The organism is Allobosea sp. P4_C6, from assembly GCF_056402015.1.
In genome coordinates this window covers 1-16,566 of sequence record NZ_JBFUIF010000040.1, presented here as the reverse complement: position 1 = coordinate 16,566, position 16,566 = coordinate 1, and the positions used below count along the sequence as shown (strand labels likewise).

Genomic DNA, 16,566 nt, shown 5'->3' with positions numbered 1-16,566 from the left:
GTGCGGCGCCGATCGCCTGATCGAAAAGGCCGCTGCCGACGTTTTACAAAGGCAATCCGAAACGACGCCCGAGTCTCAGAACGACCGTGGCGCCCGCGGCCAAAGCTGTTGCAAAAACCCAACCCGAAAGGGCGCCCGCTGAAATCCCCGACAGCAAGGTGCCGACGGTGCAGCCGAGGCCGATCACCGTTCCCCAGCCGAGCAGGACGCCGCCGGTAAGGCCGCGCAGGATTTGGCCGATGCTTGGCCAGCGAGGCTTGAACTCCCCAGCAAGGAGGGCTGCGATAAGCGCTGCCACAACCAGGCCGGCGATGAATAGGCCGTTCGGTGTCAGCAAGGCGTCACGGATGATGGTGGCGCAGCCCCGGAAGCTGTCGAGGCCCTCCAGGCGCGAAGGCAGGAGTTCGAACGCGGCAGCCAATTGGCGCGAGCGCGAGCCGATCTCGGCCGTCACCCCGAGCGGCGACAGGCGCAGATAGGCGCCAACCCCGATCAGGCCGACAAGAAGGCCGCCCAGCCAGGCCGGCCAACGCTGCCGGAATACGGCGACGAGAGGATCGCGCGCCGGCAGTTCGCGCCGCGCGGGGAGGGGGCGAGCGCGCAGCAGGAATAAGGCTAGCACAGCCAGAACGGCGAGCGAGGCGACCAGCGCGCCGCCATAGCCGAGGTGGCGAGGCAGCCAAAGGATGGGCGCATCCGCGATTGTCCAGAGATAGAGCCCGTTCCAGCTTCGGAAGCCGATGATGAAGCCGCCCACGGCGCCGATCAGGGCAAAGGGCGCTGTCGGAGAGCCTTCGCCGAGGCGATAGAGATGGGCGCTGAGGCAGGAACCTGAGATCGCCATCCCCGCGCCGAAGGCGAGGCCCGCGAGAACAAGCGCGAGGCTGACCGGCCCGATATGGGCCGTCGGAGGCAGGCGCGATCCTGATGGGTCTGGCAGCCAGGCACCGAAGATCAGCGTATAGCCGGTGATGCCGATGACGAGAGCCGTGATGATGCCCAGGAGGCCGCGCGGGTCGCGCCGGTCCAGCCAGTCACGCCAGATGCAGAGGAAGCAGAAGCGCGATCGCTGGATCACGAAGCCGAATGCGGCGCCGAGGATCAGGGACAGCTGCAGCTGCGGCGCCGGATCGCCATCGCGGCCGACCGCGACGATGGCCGCCGCCAGCGCTCCGGCAAGGCAGAGCGCGATCACGATGCCCCAAGGGAGGCCGGAAAGGCGATGGGCCGCGGCGGCCGGGCCCGCCATGGTCGCTTCGCGGGCGCGCTGATACTCCAGCGCGCCGCTCTCGTCGGAGATGCTCATCGAAGCGAAGGCGGCTTACTTGCCGCCCCACACCGTGCCGGCGGGGTTGCTGATCGGCAGGCCGACGGTGTTGCCGTACTCGGTCCAGGAGCCGTCATAATTCGCGACCTGATAGCCGAGCACGCGCGACAGGATGAACCAGGTATGGCTCGAACGCTCGCCGATGCGGCAGGTCGTGATGACCGGCTTCGAGCCGTCGATCCCGACATTGGCGTAGAGCTTCTTCAGCTCCTCGGGCGACTTCAGCGTGCCGTCGGCCTGGTTGACCGCCTGCGCCCAGGGCACGTTGACGGAGCCGGGGATATGTCCGGCGCGCAGCGCCAGCTCCTGGAAGCCCGCCGGCGCGATGATCTTGCCGGAGAACTCATCGGCCGAGCGGATGTCGAGCACGCGAGCCTCCGACTTCTTCTCGACGGTCGCGACGACATCGGCGAGGCGGGCGCGCAGCTTCCGGTTCGGCTCGGCGACGGTGAAGCCGGAGGCCTTGATGGCCAGGGGATTGGTCGAGACCGGGCGCTTTTCCAGCTCCCACTTCTTGCGGCCGCCATCGAGCAGCTTCACGTTGGCGCGCAGGCCGTAGATATCGAACACCCACGCGCCCCAGGCGGCGAACCAGTTGTTGCTGTCGCCGTAGAGGACGATCGTCACCTCCTTGTCGAGGCCGAGCTTGCGGGCGAGCGCCTGGAATTTCTCAGGTTTGGCGATGTCGCGCTCGACCGTGTCGACGAGGTCGGTGTGCCAGACGACGTTCTGCGCACCGGGGATGTGCCCGCGCTCGTAGAGGCCGGGTTCGACGCTGACCTCGACGATCCGCACCTTTGGATCGCTCAGGTTTTTCTCCAGCCAATCGGTGGTGACGAGCGGGCCGGAATTCGCGAGCGCGACGCCGCCGAGCAGCAGGGTTGCTGCGAGCGAGAGGACGCTTCGGCGCAGCAGGGACAGGGCGGACATGGCGCGATCTCCTTCGATTGAACGGTTCCGCCATGATTTCGCCACAAGCTCGCTTGCGGAAGCCGAACAGGATTTTTTTGTTTGACCGCTGCGGAGAACGAAGAAGTCGTACGACCTAGGTTTAAGAAAACGCCGCGGCTCGACGGGCCGTTTGCCCCTGCCCATTCGCCGGGCTCGGCGCCGCATTGTGTGGTCTTCGATCTTGTTCGGCGGCAGGTCCGAAGGCGAAGGCGAAGGCGCGCGCGTCGCCCTGTGCGCGGGAATCTGCGGCAGAGCAGCCTCGTGCTGCGTTGTTCGGCAAGCGGCAAGCGGGAAATCTGGATGGCCAAGGATCTGCGCCCCTCATGCCGGCGCCGCTGAGAGGCGCTCCGACGAGGCAAGGCAGACAAAAGGTCGATTCCCGATCCGATCCGCCCGGCAGGCGGCACTCGATAGACCTAAGAAGAGAATTCCCCCGGAGCCGTGGACGGCGGAAGTCTTTCCACGAACGAACGCCGTCGAGCAGATAATCTACTAAGTTAGTAGTCTAATATTGACGGCCTGGATGCGCCCGCTCCAACAATGTGAGCGATCGCCTTCAACCCTTTAAACCCGCCGCGAATCCCTGCGGGCGGCGAGCTGTCGCGAGTGCTGCATGGTCCGGAAATCAGTCGATATCGCGGTTCTCGGCCTCGGCGCCATGGGTTCCGCCGCCCTGTTCCAGCTCGCGGCGCGCGGCGCGGAGGTTCTCGGAATCGACCAGTTCAGTCCGCCGCATCAGCTTGGTTCGAGCCATGGCGAAACGCGGATCACGCGGCTTGCAGTGGCGGAAGGCAGGGAGCTGGTGCCGCTGGTGCGGCGATCCCACGAGATATGGAAGGAACTGGAAGCACGCACCGGCGAGAGCCTGTTCGGCCAGGTCGGCTTCCTGGCTGTTTCCGGCGGCGGGCCGGGCCAGGGCGCCGGAGATTATGTCGATCGCGTCACCGCGGTCGCGCAAGGGGAGGGGATCGACCACGAAGTCGTCGATGCCGTTGAAGCGCGACGCCGCTATCCCTGGCTGAACGCGGCCGAGGGCGAGCGGGTCTATGTCGAGCCGGAGGGCGGCTATCTGCGGCCGGAGCACTGCGTTTCCGCGCAACTGCGCCTCGCCGTCGCGGCAGGTGCGCGGCTGTCGCTCGACACCCGCGTCCAGGCGATCGTTCCGGAGGGTGATCATGTCGAGCTGAGGACCGACCATGACACGATCCGCGCGGGCCGCGTCGTGGTGAGCGCGGGAGCCTGGGCGAGCAAGCTGCTCGGTCCGGACTTCACCAGCCTGCTGCGCCCTACGCGCGAAATCCTTCACTGGTACGGTCTGGAGTCCGCAGCCGCCCGCGCGTGGAGGGATGCACCGGTTTTCATCTGGGCGTCAGGCCTGCGGCAGGGCTTCTACGGCTTTCCAGCGATCGACGGCTCGGTGAAGGTTGCGCATGGGGAGAAGTCCGTTTTCGTCGACCCGGACCATTTCGACCGTTCGAGCGACGAGGCTGAATCGCGGGAGTTTTACGCGAAAGCGATCGAAGGGCGGCTCGATGGCCTGAATGTCGATGTCTCGCGTCGCGCGACCTGCCTCTACACTGTTTCGCCCGATGGCGGCTTCGTCATCGATCGATGGCCGCGCGGCGAGCGCGTTCTCGTGGTGTCGCCATGCTCAGGGCACGGCTTCAAGCATTCGGCCGCGATCGGCGAAGCCGTGAGCCAGCTTGTCCTGGATGGCTCAAGCCGTATCGACCTGTCGTCCTTCCGGCTGGGACGTTTCGACCGACGCGATGGCCGTGACGCTAAGCTAGGGTAAGCCTGTTGCCGCGCGGCTTGCCCGATCTTCAAAACGTCGCGGCGGGGGAGCGGCGATGGCGAGCATGACCGCCACGCCATGATGGCACCTGGTGGCGCAAATCGATACCGAAAAGCGACACACGCCTTCGTAATGAGGTCCGATTTAGCCGATCTCGATCCTCTGCCGCTTGCGCAGTGCCTGGTAGAGCGAGGCACCCTTCACGGCGAGGAGCAGCACGAACGTCAGGATCATGATGATGAAGGCCGCCGCCGCGATCGCCGGGCTGATGTTTTCGCGCAGCGACGAGAACATCTGGCGGGCGAGTGTCGTCTGGTTGGGGCCGGCGACGAAGAGCGTGATTACCACCTCGTCGAGCGAAGTGGCGAAGGCGAAGACGGCGCCGGTCAGGATGCCCGGCATGGCCAGCGGCAGCGTCACGCCTCGGAAGACCTTGACCGGGGATGCGCCGAGACTGGCGGCCGCCCGTTCCAGCGCCGGATCGATGCTGGCGAGCGAGCTCGCGACATTGACGAGCACGAAGGGCACGCACAGCACGGCATGCGCGATGATGACGCCGAGATAGCTGGAGGCCAAGCCCATGCGGGCGTAGAGGATCTGCATGCCGACGCCGAGCACCACGGCAGGCACGACCATCGGCAGCAGGAAGACCGAGCGCAGCAGCCCGGAAAACGGCACGAGCTCGCGCCTCAGCCCGAGTGCCGCCAGCGTCCCGATCACGGTCGCGACGACTGTCGCGCCCGTGCCGATGATCAGCGAATTGACGATTGCGCGGGTCCAGGCCTGGCTTTGCGCGAGCGCGCCGAACCAGCGCGTCGAGGGACCGGTGATCGGATAGACGAGGAAGACGCTGTCGGTGAAGGCGAGCGGCAGGATCGCGACGAGCGGCAAAAGCAGGAAGGCGACGGCCAGCGCCCCGAAGGCGAGCCTCAACGTGTTGAAGGCCACGCCGCCCGGACGAATCGAAGCCCCGCTCATGTCTGCACCAGCGGCGTGCGCGAAAGCCGATTATAGACGATATAGAGCACCGTGGTCGGCACCAGCAGGAACAGGCCGAGCGCTCCAGCCATCCCCCAGTTGGCCGTTCCGGTGGCGTAGAAGGCGATGACCGAGCTGATCATCTGGTCGCCCGCTCCGCCGGTGAGGGCCGGGGTGATGTAGTAGCCGAGCGCCACCATGAAGACGAGCAGCGAGCCCGAGAGCAATCCGGGCATCGCAAGCGGCAGCAGGACGTGGCGGAAGGCCTGTAGCGGCGCCGCGCCCAGCGCCGCGGCGGCCGGCATCAGGTTGCGCGGGATTGCGATCAGGCTGGCATAGATCGGCAGCACCATCAGCGGCAGCAGCACATGCGTCATGGCGATCAGCACGCCGGTGCGGTTGTAGATGAGCGACAGCGGCGAATCGATCAGCCCGATCGCGCGCAACGTTTGGTTGATCAGCCCGTTATCCTGCAGCAGGATGAGCCAGGCCGCCGTGCGCACCAGCAGCGATGTCCATAGCGGCAGCAGTACGGCAATGAGCAGCGCATTGCGCTTCCACCCGGATACGCTCGCCGCCAGCATCGCGAAGGGCAACCCGATCGCCGCGCAGAGCAGCGTGACCTGCGCCGCGATGATGAAGGTGCGCAGCATGATCGCACGGTTGACGGCGAAATCGGACTCGACCGGCTCGATCCGCGCATCGTCACTGCGCTTGAGGTCGACCGCCGCCAGCAGATTGGCGTCTGTATAAGCTGGCATGCTGCGCTTCAACGCCAGCCAATAGGCTAGGTCGCCCCAGCGCGGATCGACTGTGGCGAGGTCCGCCACGTCGGCTTCGCCAGCTTCCCGTACGGCACGGGCCGTGCGCGGCAGCAGCGTGCGGAAGCCGGCCTGCTGGCTGTTGAGCGTGCGCACGGCATCGCCGAAGCGCTCCTGCGGCGTGTCCGCCCGCAAATCCCGGACGAGTGCAGCCTGCAGCGGGGCCGGCGGCGGGCTGTTGCCATTCCAGCTCGCGATGGCGATTGCCGTTTGCGGAAAGGCCAGGCGAACGGTGCCGCCCTGCACCGCGGTGGAGACCATCATCCAGAGCGGCCAGAGGAAGAACAGGCCGAGGAACACCACCAGCGGCAGGATGAGGAGCGTGGCCCTCGGGCGCGCGCTCATGGCGCCACCAGCGAGCAATCGCCGGGTGCGAAGCTGGCGAACGCCCTGCTGCCGATCGGCGGTGCCGCATCGCGGCGCCCGGCCCTGGCGACGAGCCGGTTATCGCCATAGGCGAGGTGCAGGCGGATGTGATCGCCATGATAGACATGGTCCTCGATCGTCACCGGCAATGCGTTCGCAGCAGCATCCGGCACGAGATGCAGCATTTCAGGACGAACCGAGACCATGACGTCATGGCCGGCCTCGAAGGCTGCCGCCCTGTCGCACGTCACGCTCCCGCCAGCCGCGAGCGCGATCGTCGCGGCCTCGCCCTGGCGCTGCGACACGCGCCCCGCCAGCAGATTGGTCTCGCCGATGAACTCGGCGACGAAGCGTGTCCGAGGCCGGTCGTAGAGGCCAGACGGCGTATCGAATTGCTCGATCTTTCCGCGGTTCAGCACGGCGACACGGTCGGACATTGTCAGCGCCTCGCCCTGATCATGCGTGACGAAGATCACCGTCAACCCGAGCTCGCGATGCAGCGCGCGGATCTCGAGCTGCATATGTTCGCGCAATTGCTTGTCGAGCGCGCTCAGGGGCTCGTCCATCAGCACGACCTTGGGCTCGTAGACGAGGGCGCGGGAGAGCGCGATGCGCTGCTGCTGGCCGCCGGAGAGCTGGGAAGGCTTGCGGTCGGCGAGGTGGCCGAGGCGCACGAGGTCGAGCGCACGCTTCACCCGCGTCTCGCGCTCCGCCCGGGCGACGCCCCGCATCTTGAGCGGAAAGCCGACATTCTCCGCGATCGTCATGTGCGGGAACAGGGCGTAGTTCTGGAAGACGACGCCCATCTCACGCTTGTGCGGCGGCAGATGCTCGACGCGCCGTCCGTCGACATGGATGCTCCCGCCGGACGGCGTCTCGAAGCCGGCGAGCATCATCAGGAGCGTCGTCTTGCCCGAGCCCGATGGGCCGAGCAGGCTGACAAACTCGCCCCGCGCGACATGGAAATCGAGCGAGTCGACCACGGTTACCGTGCCGAATACCTTGCTGATGGCCTCGAAATGAATGAACGGATCCGGATCTCGCAAAGGATCGATATTCCCGTGACGGATGAGGCGAAGCCGTTGCGGCCGCGGCGAGGATTGCCGGAAGGGCAGGGCACGCCAAGCGGTCGGCCGGCAAGCCCCGAGCACGTTCTCGCACGCCCGGGGACTTGTTGGATGACGAGCGGCAAACCGGAGGCGGCTGCTTGCCGACCTCCTTGCCGACCTACTTGCCGACCCAGGCGTTGAAGCGCTTGGTCAGGTCCTCGATGTTGTCGTTCCAGTAATCGACGTCGATCGCGATCGCGTTCTCGAGATTCTGCGGCGCGGTCGGCAGGTCGGCGGCGAGATCAGCCGGAACGGCGGCCGCGGCGGCCTTGTTGGGCAGGCCGTAGGCGATGTCCTGCGGCAGCTTGGACTGGTTCTCCGGCAGACTGGCGAAGGCGATGAAGTCCATCGCCTGGTCCTTGTTGGGGCTGCCCTTCAGGATCACCCAGCTGTCGACCGCGTAGATGCTGCCCGGCCAGACGGTCTTGAACTTGGTGCCCTCGGTCTTGTTGATGCCGCTGATGCGGCCGTTATAGGCCGAGGTCATCACGACCTGCCCGGACTTCAGCAGCTGCAGCGGCTGGGCGCCCGATTCCCACCAGACGATGTCGGACTTGATCTCGTCGAGCTTCTTGAAGGCGCGATCGACGCCGCCCTTGTCGCGCAGCACCTTGTAGACGTCCTTCGGCGCGACCCCATCGGCGATCAGCGCGAATTCGAGCGCATATTTCGGTCCACGGCGAAGGGCGCGCTTGCCCGGGAATTTCTTGGTGTCCCAGAAATCCGCCCAGGAGGTCGGCGCCGTCTTCAGCTTGTCGGAATCGTACGAAAGGAGCGTCGACCAGACGATCGCCCCGACGCCGCAATCGCTGACGGCGCTCGGCAGGAACTTGTCCTTGCCGCCGAGCTTGGTCCAGTCGAGCTTCTCGTAGAGTCCGTCGGCGCAGCCGATGGCGAGCTCGTCGGCCTCGACCTGCACGGCGTCCCAGTTCGGCGTTCCCGCCTTTACCTTCGCCTGGACGACCCCCACGCCGCCGTCCCAGGACTCGTCGAGGACAGGTTTGCCGGTCTTGTCGGCGAAGGGCTTGAAGTAAATCTTGCGCTGCGCGTCCTGGTAGTTGCCGCCCCAGGATACGACGGTGAGGTCACGGGCGGACGCCGCGCCGAGGCCGGCGATGACGAGCCCCGCCGCGAGCGCGGTGCTGCCGAGTATCGATTTCAGAAACGTCATGGATCTTCTCCCTGCTTCTGCTGCAGCGACCCGTTCCGCCCCTCGCGGACAGGATCGTTGTTGCCCTCATTGGAACCCCCTTTTTCGTGGTGCGATAGAGGGTTTCCGGAAAATCTTGTCGCCGGTCAGGCTCCGATCTCGCTCAGCAACTGCGCCGGCGCGAGCCGCAGCGCCGCTGCCCGCCTGTGCCCCTCCAGGCCTTCGCTCGCGCTCTGGCGCATGGCCGGCGGAGCCACGGCCGCGACGCCGCGTTCGTCGAGCCATTGATGGGTGCAGGTCTTGAGATAGGAGCCGACCCAGAGGCCGCCGGTGTAGCGCCCGGCCGCCATGGTCGGCAGCGTGTGGTTCGTGCCGCAGCATTTGTCGGAATAGACCACGCTCGCGGCGACCCCGATGAAGATCGACCCGTAATTGCGCAGCTTCGCCGCCGTCGCATGCGCATCGCGCGTGTGCACTTCGAGATGCTCGGCGGCGATATGATCGGAATAGGCCAGCATGGCCGGTTCGTCGGCACAGACGACGATCTCGCCATAATCGCGCCAGGCGGCGGCGGCCACCGGCGCCGTCGAAAGATTGCCGAGCTGGCGCTCGATCTCGACGAGCACCTTCTCCGCCAGGGTGCGATCGGTGGTGATCAGGCCGACACGGGTGCGCACGTCATGCTCCGCTTGCGCCAGCAGGTCGACCGCGATCGTCACTGCGTCGCCGGTCTCGTCCGCGACGACGAAGATTTCGCTCGGCCCGGCCAGCTGGTCGATGCCAACCAGCCCGAAGACCTGCCGCTTGGCCTCGTTCACATAGGCGTTTCCGGGGCCGACGATCTTATCGACGGCCGGGATGCTTTCCGTGCCGAACGCCATCGCGGCGATCGCCTGAGCGCCGCCGACGCGGAAGATCCGGTCGGCGCCGGAGAGATGGCAACCGGCGATCATCGCCGGGTGGGCTGCGGGCGGCAGGCAGGCGATGACCTCGTCGCAGCCGGCGACCTTGGCCGGCACGATCGTCATGATCGGCGCCGACAGCAACGGGTAACGCCCGCCCGGCACATAGGCGCCGACGCGAGCGATCGGGATGATGCGGTGCCCGAGATGCAGGCCCGGCAGGGCCTCGATCTCCAGGGGCAGCAGGGTCTTGCGCTGGGCCTCGGCGAAGCTCCGCACCCGTTCGATCGCGAATTCGGTATCGGCGCGTGTCTGCTTCTCGAGTCCTTCGAGCGCGGCGACGCGCTCCGCGGGCGTGACCTCGAATGCCTCGATATCGACCTTGTCGAACTCGCGGGAATAATGCCGCAAGGCGGCGTCGCCGTCCCGCCGCACCGCCTCCAGAACGGCCTTCACCGTGGCCTCGACGGGGGTGTTGTCGCTCCAGGCACTGCGCTGGGGCGCCTTGATGCGCGTTATCCGGTCTTCCAGGGCGGGATCGGACTTGGACATGCAGCGTGTTCCGGTGAGCAGGAGTGAGCTGCAAGCTTCCGCGGCGCATTGAGGCAACGCAAGGAGGGCGGGCAGGCGTGTTGAAAATAATCACCAGCTGCGTTCAGATGCTGCACCCGCACGAAGGAGGCTTTCCATGAAGATCGGCGACCGTTTGAGGGAGCTTCGCCAGCGCCGGAAGCTCTCCGTCCGCGCCGTCGCCTTGCGCTCGGGCGTGTCCCATTCCTCGGTATCGCTGATCGAGCGGGACCTGATTAGCCCGTCGCTCGACACGCTGCACGCCATCCTCGACGCGCTCGGCACGACGCTATCGGGTTTCTTTCTGGATTTTCACGCCGTTTCACCGCCAAATCCCTTCTGCCGCGCAGCGGAAATGACGGAGATCGGCCGCGTGGACGCCATTTCCTACCGCGTCATCGGAACGGGCTTCCCCAACCGCTCGATGCTGATGCTGCACGAGACCTACGCTCCCGGCGCCGATACGGGCGAGGCCTTCTCCCACTCGGCCCAGGAAGGTGGCCTGGTCATCCGCGGCGCCGTCGAAGTCACGGTCGCGGGCCGGACGTCGATCCTGCAGCCTGGCGATGGTTATTATTTCGACAGCCGGGAGCCGCACCGATTCCGGAATGCCTCGACGGAAACGAGCGAAATCGTGAGCGCCATCACGCCTCCTACCTATTAGAGGCCGGGCGAGGGCGGGCGTATTGCGTTTGCTGGCTCTCAGAGTCGAACTCAATCTCCGCTCAGGGCGGAGGAACGTAATTATAGCGTGGCGCGACCAGCGTCGGTTGGCGTGCCGACGCGGATCGGCAATCGGCCTTGTCGGCCGCCGCGTTGGGCTGTTCGACCTATTCCTTCTCGTATCAGGTTGCGATGCTGGAAGGTTCTTCGGGATTGCGTCGTATATTAAAAAGAACATTCGTTTGACTTAACGAACGATCCTTTCGCAAGATTTGATGCCTCGGCGCTGGATCGGCGTCGAACACAAATCCGCGAAAGGGTACGACATGGTCGATGCGACCGAGCATTCGAAACGCTTCGAAGCCGACCGCCGCGCGCTGCTGAAGGCGGCGCTGCTCGTGCCATTCATCGTTTCTGTCGCTGGAGCCGCACAGGCACAGGGAGTTCTGCCATCGCAGATTCCAGCCGGCACGAAGCTGGTCGTTGCCGATCAGAATGAAGCGCTGCAGACCTTGATCCGGGCCTCCGGCGTGCAGGATAAGCTGTCGAGCGCCGTCACCTATGCCAACTTCCTCGGCGGGCCGGCGATTCTGGAGGCGTTCCGGGCCGGCGCGCTGGATCTCGCGACGGTCGGCAACACGCCGCCGATCCAGGCCCATGCGGCGGGCGAGAATATCCCGATCGTCGCAGCGCGGGTCTCCTCCGAGACAGACTATTTCTTTGCCGCCCGTCCCGGCCTCAAGATCAACAGTCTCGAGGAACTGAAGGGCAAGAGCATCACCTATGGCGAGGGCACCGGGCGCCAGCCCTTCGTGCTGAACGCGCTGAAGCTTGCCGGGTTGACGCGCAAGGACGTCAAGCTCGTGCCGCTCAGGGCCGCCGACTTTCCCGATGCGGTCCGGACCGGCCAGGTCGATGTCGCCGCGCTCAACGAGCCGCATTTCTCGCGCTATCTCACCGACTTCGCCGATCGCGGCGCCAGCGCGCTGCCCAAGGAGCAGAACAACAGGCTGCCGAAAAGCCTGACCTATCTCTACGCGAGCAAGAAGGCGCTCGACGACCCGGCGAAGGCGGCGGCGATCCGCGAATTCGTCGCGGGCTGGATCGATGCCAGCCGCTGGTCCCACAAGAATGTCGATGCCTGGGTCGATGCCTATTACGTCAAGCGGCAGAACCTGAAACCGGCCGATGGGCGCAAGATCGTCGAGTCCGAGGGCGACTACCAGTTTCCATTGCTGGCCAGCCTGATCGCCAAGCAGCAATCGCTCATCGACGTGATCCATGAAGCGGGCGACCTGCCGAAGCGGCTTGATGCGCGCGAGGAGTTCGACCTGCGCTTCGACGAGGTCATCGCCACCAAGACCAACTGACGTCCCGGTTCGGACGAAAGGACCGCCATGAGCCTGATCACCTATGCCATAGCATTCCAGGCAGAAGCGGGTGTCGAGGGGCATGCCGCCCGCACGGCCGGGGCGCATGCGGGCCGGCTGCCCAAGCTGGCGCCCGGACGGCTGCCGACAGGAGGGATCCTGCTGGGCCYGGTCGCGCTCATCGTAATCTGGGAACTCGCCTCTGTCCTCGGCTGGCTCTCTCCCAGGTTCCTCGCGGCGCCATCGACCGCTCTGCTCACCGGCTTCGAGCTTCTGACCAACGGCACGTTGGCGGATCATTTCCTCGCCTCGGCCAAGCGAGCCTATCTCGGCCTCGGCATCGGTGTCGCGATCGGGCTTGCGATGGCGCTCGCCTCCGGCCTCAGCCGGATCGGCGAGGCCTCGCTCGACGGATTGGTCCAGATCAAGCGGGCCGTGCCGACGCTGGCACTGATTCCGCTCGCCATTCTCTGGCTGGGCATCGGCGAGACGATGAAGATCGCGCTGATCGCCTCCAGCGTGCTGGTGCCGATCTACATCAACACCCACGCCGCGCTGAGGGGTATCGACATCCGCCATGTCGAGCTCGCCCGCAGCGTCGGGCTGACACGCAGCGCCTTCCTGCGCGAAGTTGCCCTGCCGGGTGCTCTGCCGGGCTTCTTCACCGGCCTGAGGCTCGCCGTCACGACCTGCTGGACCGCTCTCGTCGTGCTCGAACAGATCAACACCAGCGAAGGCATCGGCTATCTGATGAACCGCGCCCGCGACTACGGCCAGACGGACATCATCGTCGTCGGCCTCGCGATCTACGCCATTCTCGGCCTCGGCTCCGATTTCGCCGTCAGGTACTGGGAACGCAAGGCGCTGTCCTATCGCAAGGCGCTCGCCTCGTGAACGCCTCGGCCCATCCGCTCCACCTGCCGCCGGGCGGCGTCGCTTCGGCTGCCGTCACGCTGCGCGGCGTGACCCGCCGCTTCTCGGGCCGTAATGTGCTGAACGATGTCTCGCTCGATTTCACACCAGGCCAGTTCGTCGCGCTCATCGGCAAGAGCGGCTCGGGCAAGAGCACGCTCTTGCGCGCCATCGCCGGGCTCGACGACGGCGTCGAGGGCGAGGGGCGGATCGGCGTTCCCGCCGATCGTTCGGTTCTCTTCCAGGATTCCCGGCTGCTGCCGTGGAAGAACGCGCTGCAGAACGTCGTCTTCGGTCTGCGCGTGGCGGATGCGGACGAGCGGGGTCGCGCGGCCCTGGCTGATGTCGGCCTGGCCGGGCGTGAGGATGCCTGGCCTAACGCGCTATCCGGCGGCGAGCAGCAGCGCGTGGCGCTGGCGCGTTCGCTCGTGCGCCAGCCGCGCCTGCTTCTCGCCGACGAGCCCTTCGGCGCGCTCGACGCGCTGACGCGGATCAAGATGCACGAGCTGCTCTTCCGCCTGATCCGCCAGCATCAGCCGACCGTGCTGCTCGTCACCCATGATGTCGACGAGGCGATCAAGCTCGCCGACCGCGTCCTCGTGATGGAGGGCGGCAGCATCGTCGTCGACCGGCCGGTGGCGTTGGCGCATCCCCGGCTCAAGGATTCCCGTTTCGAGGCCTTGCGCGGCGATTTGCTCGCGGCGCTCGGCGTCTCCGATGCCATCTAGCTCCCACTCACAGGTCGATCCGCCATGTCACGCGAGCTGCACCTCAATCTCTTCATCAACGGCCGCGGCCATCACGAAACGGCCTGGCGCCATCCCGCCTCGACGAAGAGAGCCTTGAGCGATCTCGCTTATTATCGCGATCTCGCGCTCGCGGCCGAGGCGGCAAAGCTCGACTCGATCTTCTTCGCCGACCAGCTCGCGCTCGGCGACGAGCTTGCCCATGCCGCGCGCGGCGAGCTGGAGCCCTTGACGCTGCTCGGCGCGCTCGCCGCGCTGACCGAACGCATCGGGCTGATCGCCACGGCATCGACGACCTATAACGAGCCCTACAACCTCGCCCGGCAATTCGCCTCGCTCGACCATCTTAGCGGCGGGCGGATCGGCTGGAACATCGTGACCTCCTGGGCACCGGGCGCCGCAGCCAATTTCGGCGGGGAGACGCAGCTCGGCATCGACCAGCGCTATGCGCGCGCCCACGACTTCGTCGAGGTTGTTTCCAAGCTCTGGGACAGCTGGGCCAGGGACGCCGTCATCGACGACCGCGAGCATGGAATCTATGCCCAACCGGATCGCGTCCGGCGCGCCGAGCATCGCGGCAGCCATTTCAGCGTGGCCGGCGCGCTCAACATCCCGCGCTCGCCGCAGGGGCGCCCGGTCTTCGTCCAGGCGGGGGCCTCGACCGACGGCCGCGCCTTCGCCGCTCGTTACGCCGAGGCGATCTTCACCGCGCATCTCACCAAGGAAAGCGCGATCGGCTTCTACGCTGATATCAAGACGCAGGCGCGTACGCTTGGCCGGAGCCCGGACCAGATCGTCATCCTGCCGGGCCTCAGCGCCGCGATCGGCTCGACCGAGGCGGAAGCCAAGCGGGTCTGGGAGGAGCTCAACGAACTTTCACACCCGAGCGTCGGGCTGGCCAGGCTGTCGAGCCGCTTCGGTGGGCACGACTTTTCGCATCTCAAGCTCGACCAGGTTCTGTCGGTGGACGATTTCCCCGACCCGTCGCAGGTGCAGGCGTCGCGCAGCCGGACCCAGTCGATCACCGCCCTTGTCGCGCGCGAGCGGCCGACATTGCGCGGCCTGCTGCACAGCCTGGCCGGTGCGCGCGGCCATTTCACCGCGACCGGAACGCCGGAGCAGATCGCCGACATCATCGAGGACTGGTTCCTGTCCGGCGCGGCTGACGGTTTCAACGTCATGCCGCCGATCCTGCCGGCACAGTTCGAGATATTCGCGGGCGAGGTTGTCCCGTTGCTGCGCCGCCGCGGCCTGTTCAGAAGCGAGTATGGCGACGGGACGCTCCGCGACCGGTTGGGCCTGGACCCCGTTCCCAGCCACTTCGATCCAGCGGTGCCGGCGAAGCGCTCCGCCTGAGCGCGGGCGCCGTCCCGCGCCTGGCAGCCTGAACTGCCGCCATCGCGGCCGATGCGCCAGATCTCCGCGAATCCAAGACCGTCTCGAATAGCATTCCCCGAGGCGGGCTAGGGTAGTGATTTATCAACGATACGCTCGCGGGCGCCGACAAATTAGTACGTATCGAACAGTGCTTGTAGATCCTCGTGCRGGATCTCGTTCGCGATGCCGACCGCCGCCAGGATTCGCGCTTTTTGCGGCGTCAGTGAACCGGCGACGAGAAGGCCGAGCTCGGCGTCGCTGCGTAGGGGAGCAACGATGCCTTGGCCGGTTCTGCTGGCACGGATCACTGTGACGCCTGCATTGCGCGCGACGGTTGCCCCCTTGCGCATGCCCGGTGACAAGCTGCCGTTGCCCATGCCCGCGACGACGAGCGCCTTGGAACCGGCAGCCACACAGGCTTCGCAAAGGTAAGAACCCGCGCCCGGATGGTCGAACAAGATATCGACCTGCGGAAGGCGATCCAGACGGGCGATATCGAATGCGCTCCGCCGCGTATGAAGACGCTCCGAGCGATGCAAAAACTGCACAGATTTCCCGCTGATCTCGGCAAGAATTCCATACTTGTTGGCTTGGAAGGCGTCGACCGAAGACGTGTCGCGCTTCACGACGTCGCGCGCGCCAAATACATGGCCGTTCGCCACAACCAGCACACCCTTGCCGGCGGATTCTGGCGCGGTTGCCGTAAGGATAGCATTATAAAGATTGAGGGGGCCGTCGGCGCTTAACGCATTGGCCGGGCGCATTGCGCCGACGATAACAACAGGCTTGTCGGTCGGTACGACCAGATTCAGGAAATAGGCTGTTTCCTCAAGCGTATCCGTGCCGTGTGTGACGATAGCGGCATCGACTCGAGGGTCTTGAACGGCCGAGGCCACGGCACGGGCAATGTCCAGCAGGATCGCATTGTCGATCCGGAAACTTTCGATATTGATCGGCTGCTGGATATCGATGCGGGCCAGCTCCGCGATCTGGGGCACGGCCGCCAGAATTTCCTTTGCAGTGCTGGTGACGCTGTAATTGTGAAAATCGTCCGCGCTCGCAGCGGCAGACGCGATCGTTCCACCGGTCCCGATCACCGTGATCCGTGGCAGATCCTTCGCCTCGTGTTTTGTCATATCAGCTCGATGCATCTGGCCGCTTCAGCGAACAAATCGCACGGAGCGCAACCCTGGGCCAGCGACGATCGTTCATTGCGTTATGCCGGACACGACTAGGTGAAGCCACATCAGCTAGCTGGCTAAAAAGAAGCCGGCCTTTCGTCGATCTGATCCGCCAGCCCCGTTCTGAAAGCATCCATCGCCCTGCAGTGCTTTGAGTGCTCGTGGCTTGACCGGCAAGCGGATGCCGGACTGGCCTGCCCCCTGAAAAGTGGCCCTCCCTGAAGTAGGCTTTTTGAGCCTTTGGAGGATGCCCGCGATGCCGCAGAAGAAGCACAAGCCTGAAGAGATCGTCGCGAAGCTGCGGCAGGTCGACGTGCTGTTGAGCTGCGGCAGGTCGACGTGCTGTTG

At 65.8% G+C, this 16,566-nt stretch carries 14 protein-coding genes; 6 read left to right on the top strand and 8 right to left on the bottom strand.

The window, feature by feature from the left end; genetic code table 11:
* Nucleotides 1–43: 43 nt before the first annotated feature.
* Together AC1DVA_RS21685 and AC1DVA_RS21680 are read right to left on the bottom strand one after the other, a co-directional pair.
* Entirely contained in the window at nt 44–1,306 is a 1,263-nt protein-coding gene (locus AC1DVA_RS21685; protein ID WP_476807239.1) for a YeeE/YedE family protein, read from the bottom strand.
* 15 nt (nt 1,307–1,321) lie between these two features.
* Nucleotides 1,322–2,257: a sulfurtransferase gene (locus AC1DVA_RS21680; protein WP_476807238.1), complete on the bottom strand. Its 936-nt coding sequence runs from the start codon at nt 2,255–2,257 to the stop codon at nt 1,322–1,324.
* 634 nt (nt 2,258–2,891) lie between these two features.
* Here AC1DVA_RS21680 and solA point away from each other — a divergent pair.
* Complete coding sequence (gene solA, locus AC1DVA_RS21675) at nt 2,892–4,073, top strand: N-methyl-L-tryptophan oxidase (RefSeq protein WP_476807237.1); 1,182 nt, start codon at nt 2,892–2,894, stop codon at nt 4,071–4,073.
* A gap of 144 nt (nt 4,074–4,217) precedes the next feature.
* On the opposite strand, the gene AC1DVA_RS21670 is transcribed toward solA, so the two are convergent.
* From AC1DVA_RS21670 to hisD, 5 genes are all read right to left on the bottom strand, one after another.
* Nucleotides 4,218–5,051 carry an ABC transporter permease gene (locus tag AC1DVA_RS21670; protein WP_476807236.1) on the bottom strand — a complete coding sequence of 278 codons (834 nt, stop codon included), beginning with the start codon at nt 5,049–5,051 and terminating at the stop codon, nt 4,218–4,220.
* The gene (locus AC1DVA_RS21665) at nt 5,048–6,217 is read right to left on the bottom strand and encodes an ABC transporter permease (RefSeq protein WP_476807235.1); all 1,170 of its coding nucleotides are present in this window, start codon (nt 6,215–6,217) and stop codon (nt 5,048–5,050) included. The genes AC1DVA_RS21670 and AC1DVA_RS21665 overlap by 4 nt, the downstream gene beginning before the upstream one ends.
* Nucleotides 6,214–7,284 carry an ABC transporter ATP-binding protein gene (locus AC1DVA_RS21660; protein WP_476807234.1) on the bottom strand — a complete coding sequence of 357 codons (1,071 nt, stop codon included), beginning with the start codon at nt 7,282–7,284 and terminating at the stop codon, nt 6,214–6,216. Before AC1DVA_RS21660 ends, AC1DVA_RS21665 begins: the two co-directional genes overlap by 4 nt.
* A gap of 181 nt (nt 7,285–7,465) precedes the next feature.
* Entirely contained in the window at nt 7,466–8,518 is a 1,053-nt protein-coding gene (locus AC1DVA_RS21655; protein ID WP_265053164.1) for an ABC transporter substrate-binding protein, read from the bottom strand.
* 125 nt (nt 8,519–8,643) lie between these two features.
* Nucleotides 8,644–9,951, bottom strand: coding sequence for a histidinol dehydrogenase (gene hisD, locus AC1DVA_RS21650; RefSeq protein WP_476807233.1), 1,308 nt, complete (start codon nt 9,949–9,951; stop codon nt 8,644–8,646).
* A gap of 136 nt (nt 9,952–10,087) precedes the next feature.
* Here hisD and AC1DVA_RS21645 point away from each other — a divergent pair, with 136 nt between their 5' ends.
* The 5 genes from AC1DVA_RS21645 (at nt 10,088) to AC1DVA_RS21625 (ending at nt 15,016) form a co-directional block, all read left to right on the top strand.
* Entirely contained in the window at nt 10,088–10,633 is a 546-nt protein-coding gene (locus AC1DVA_RS21645; RefSeq protein WP_265053166.1) for a cupin domain-containing protein, read from the top strand.
* Between the two features lie 325 nt (nt 10,634–10,958).
* On the top strand, nt 10,959–12,002 hold the full coding sequence (locus AC1DVA_RS21640; protein WP_476807232.1) for an ABC transporter substrate-binding protein: 1,044 nt from the start codon (nt 10,959–10,961) through the stop codon (nt 12,000–12,002).
* A 27-nt stretch (nt 12,003–12,029) separates the two neighbouring features.
* A complete protein-coding gene (locus AC1DVA_RS21635) occupies nt 12,030–12,896 on the top strand; it encodes an ABC transporter permease (RefSeq protein WP_476807231.1) in 867 nt (288 codons plus the stop codon).
* On the top strand, nt 12,893–13,642 hold the full coding sequence (locus AC1DVA_RS21630) for an ABC transporter ATP-binding protein (RefSeq protein ID WP_476807230.1): 750 nt from the start codon (nt 12,893–12,895) through the stop codon (nt 13,640–13,642). Before AC1DVA_RS21635 ends, AC1DVA_RS21630 begins: the two co-directional genes overlap by 4 nt.
* A gap of 24 nt (nt 13,643–13,666) precedes the next feature.
* Nucleotides 13,667–15,016, top strand: coding sequence for an LLM class flavin-dependent oxidoreductase (locus AC1DVA_RS21625; RefSeq protein ID WP_476807229.1), 1,350 nt, complete (start codon nt 13,667–13,669; stop codon nt 15,014–15,016).
* Nucleotides 15,017–15,168: 152 nt separating this feature from the next.
* Here AC1DVA_RS21625 and AC1DVA_RS21620 read toward each other — a convergent pair whose 3' ends face one another.
* Entirely contained in the window at nt 15,169–16,173 is a 1,005-nt protein-coding gene (locus tag AC1DVA_RS21620) for an asparaginase (RefSeq protein WP_476807228.1), read from the bottom strand.
* Between the last annotated feature and the right edge of the window lie 393 nt (nt 16,174–16,566).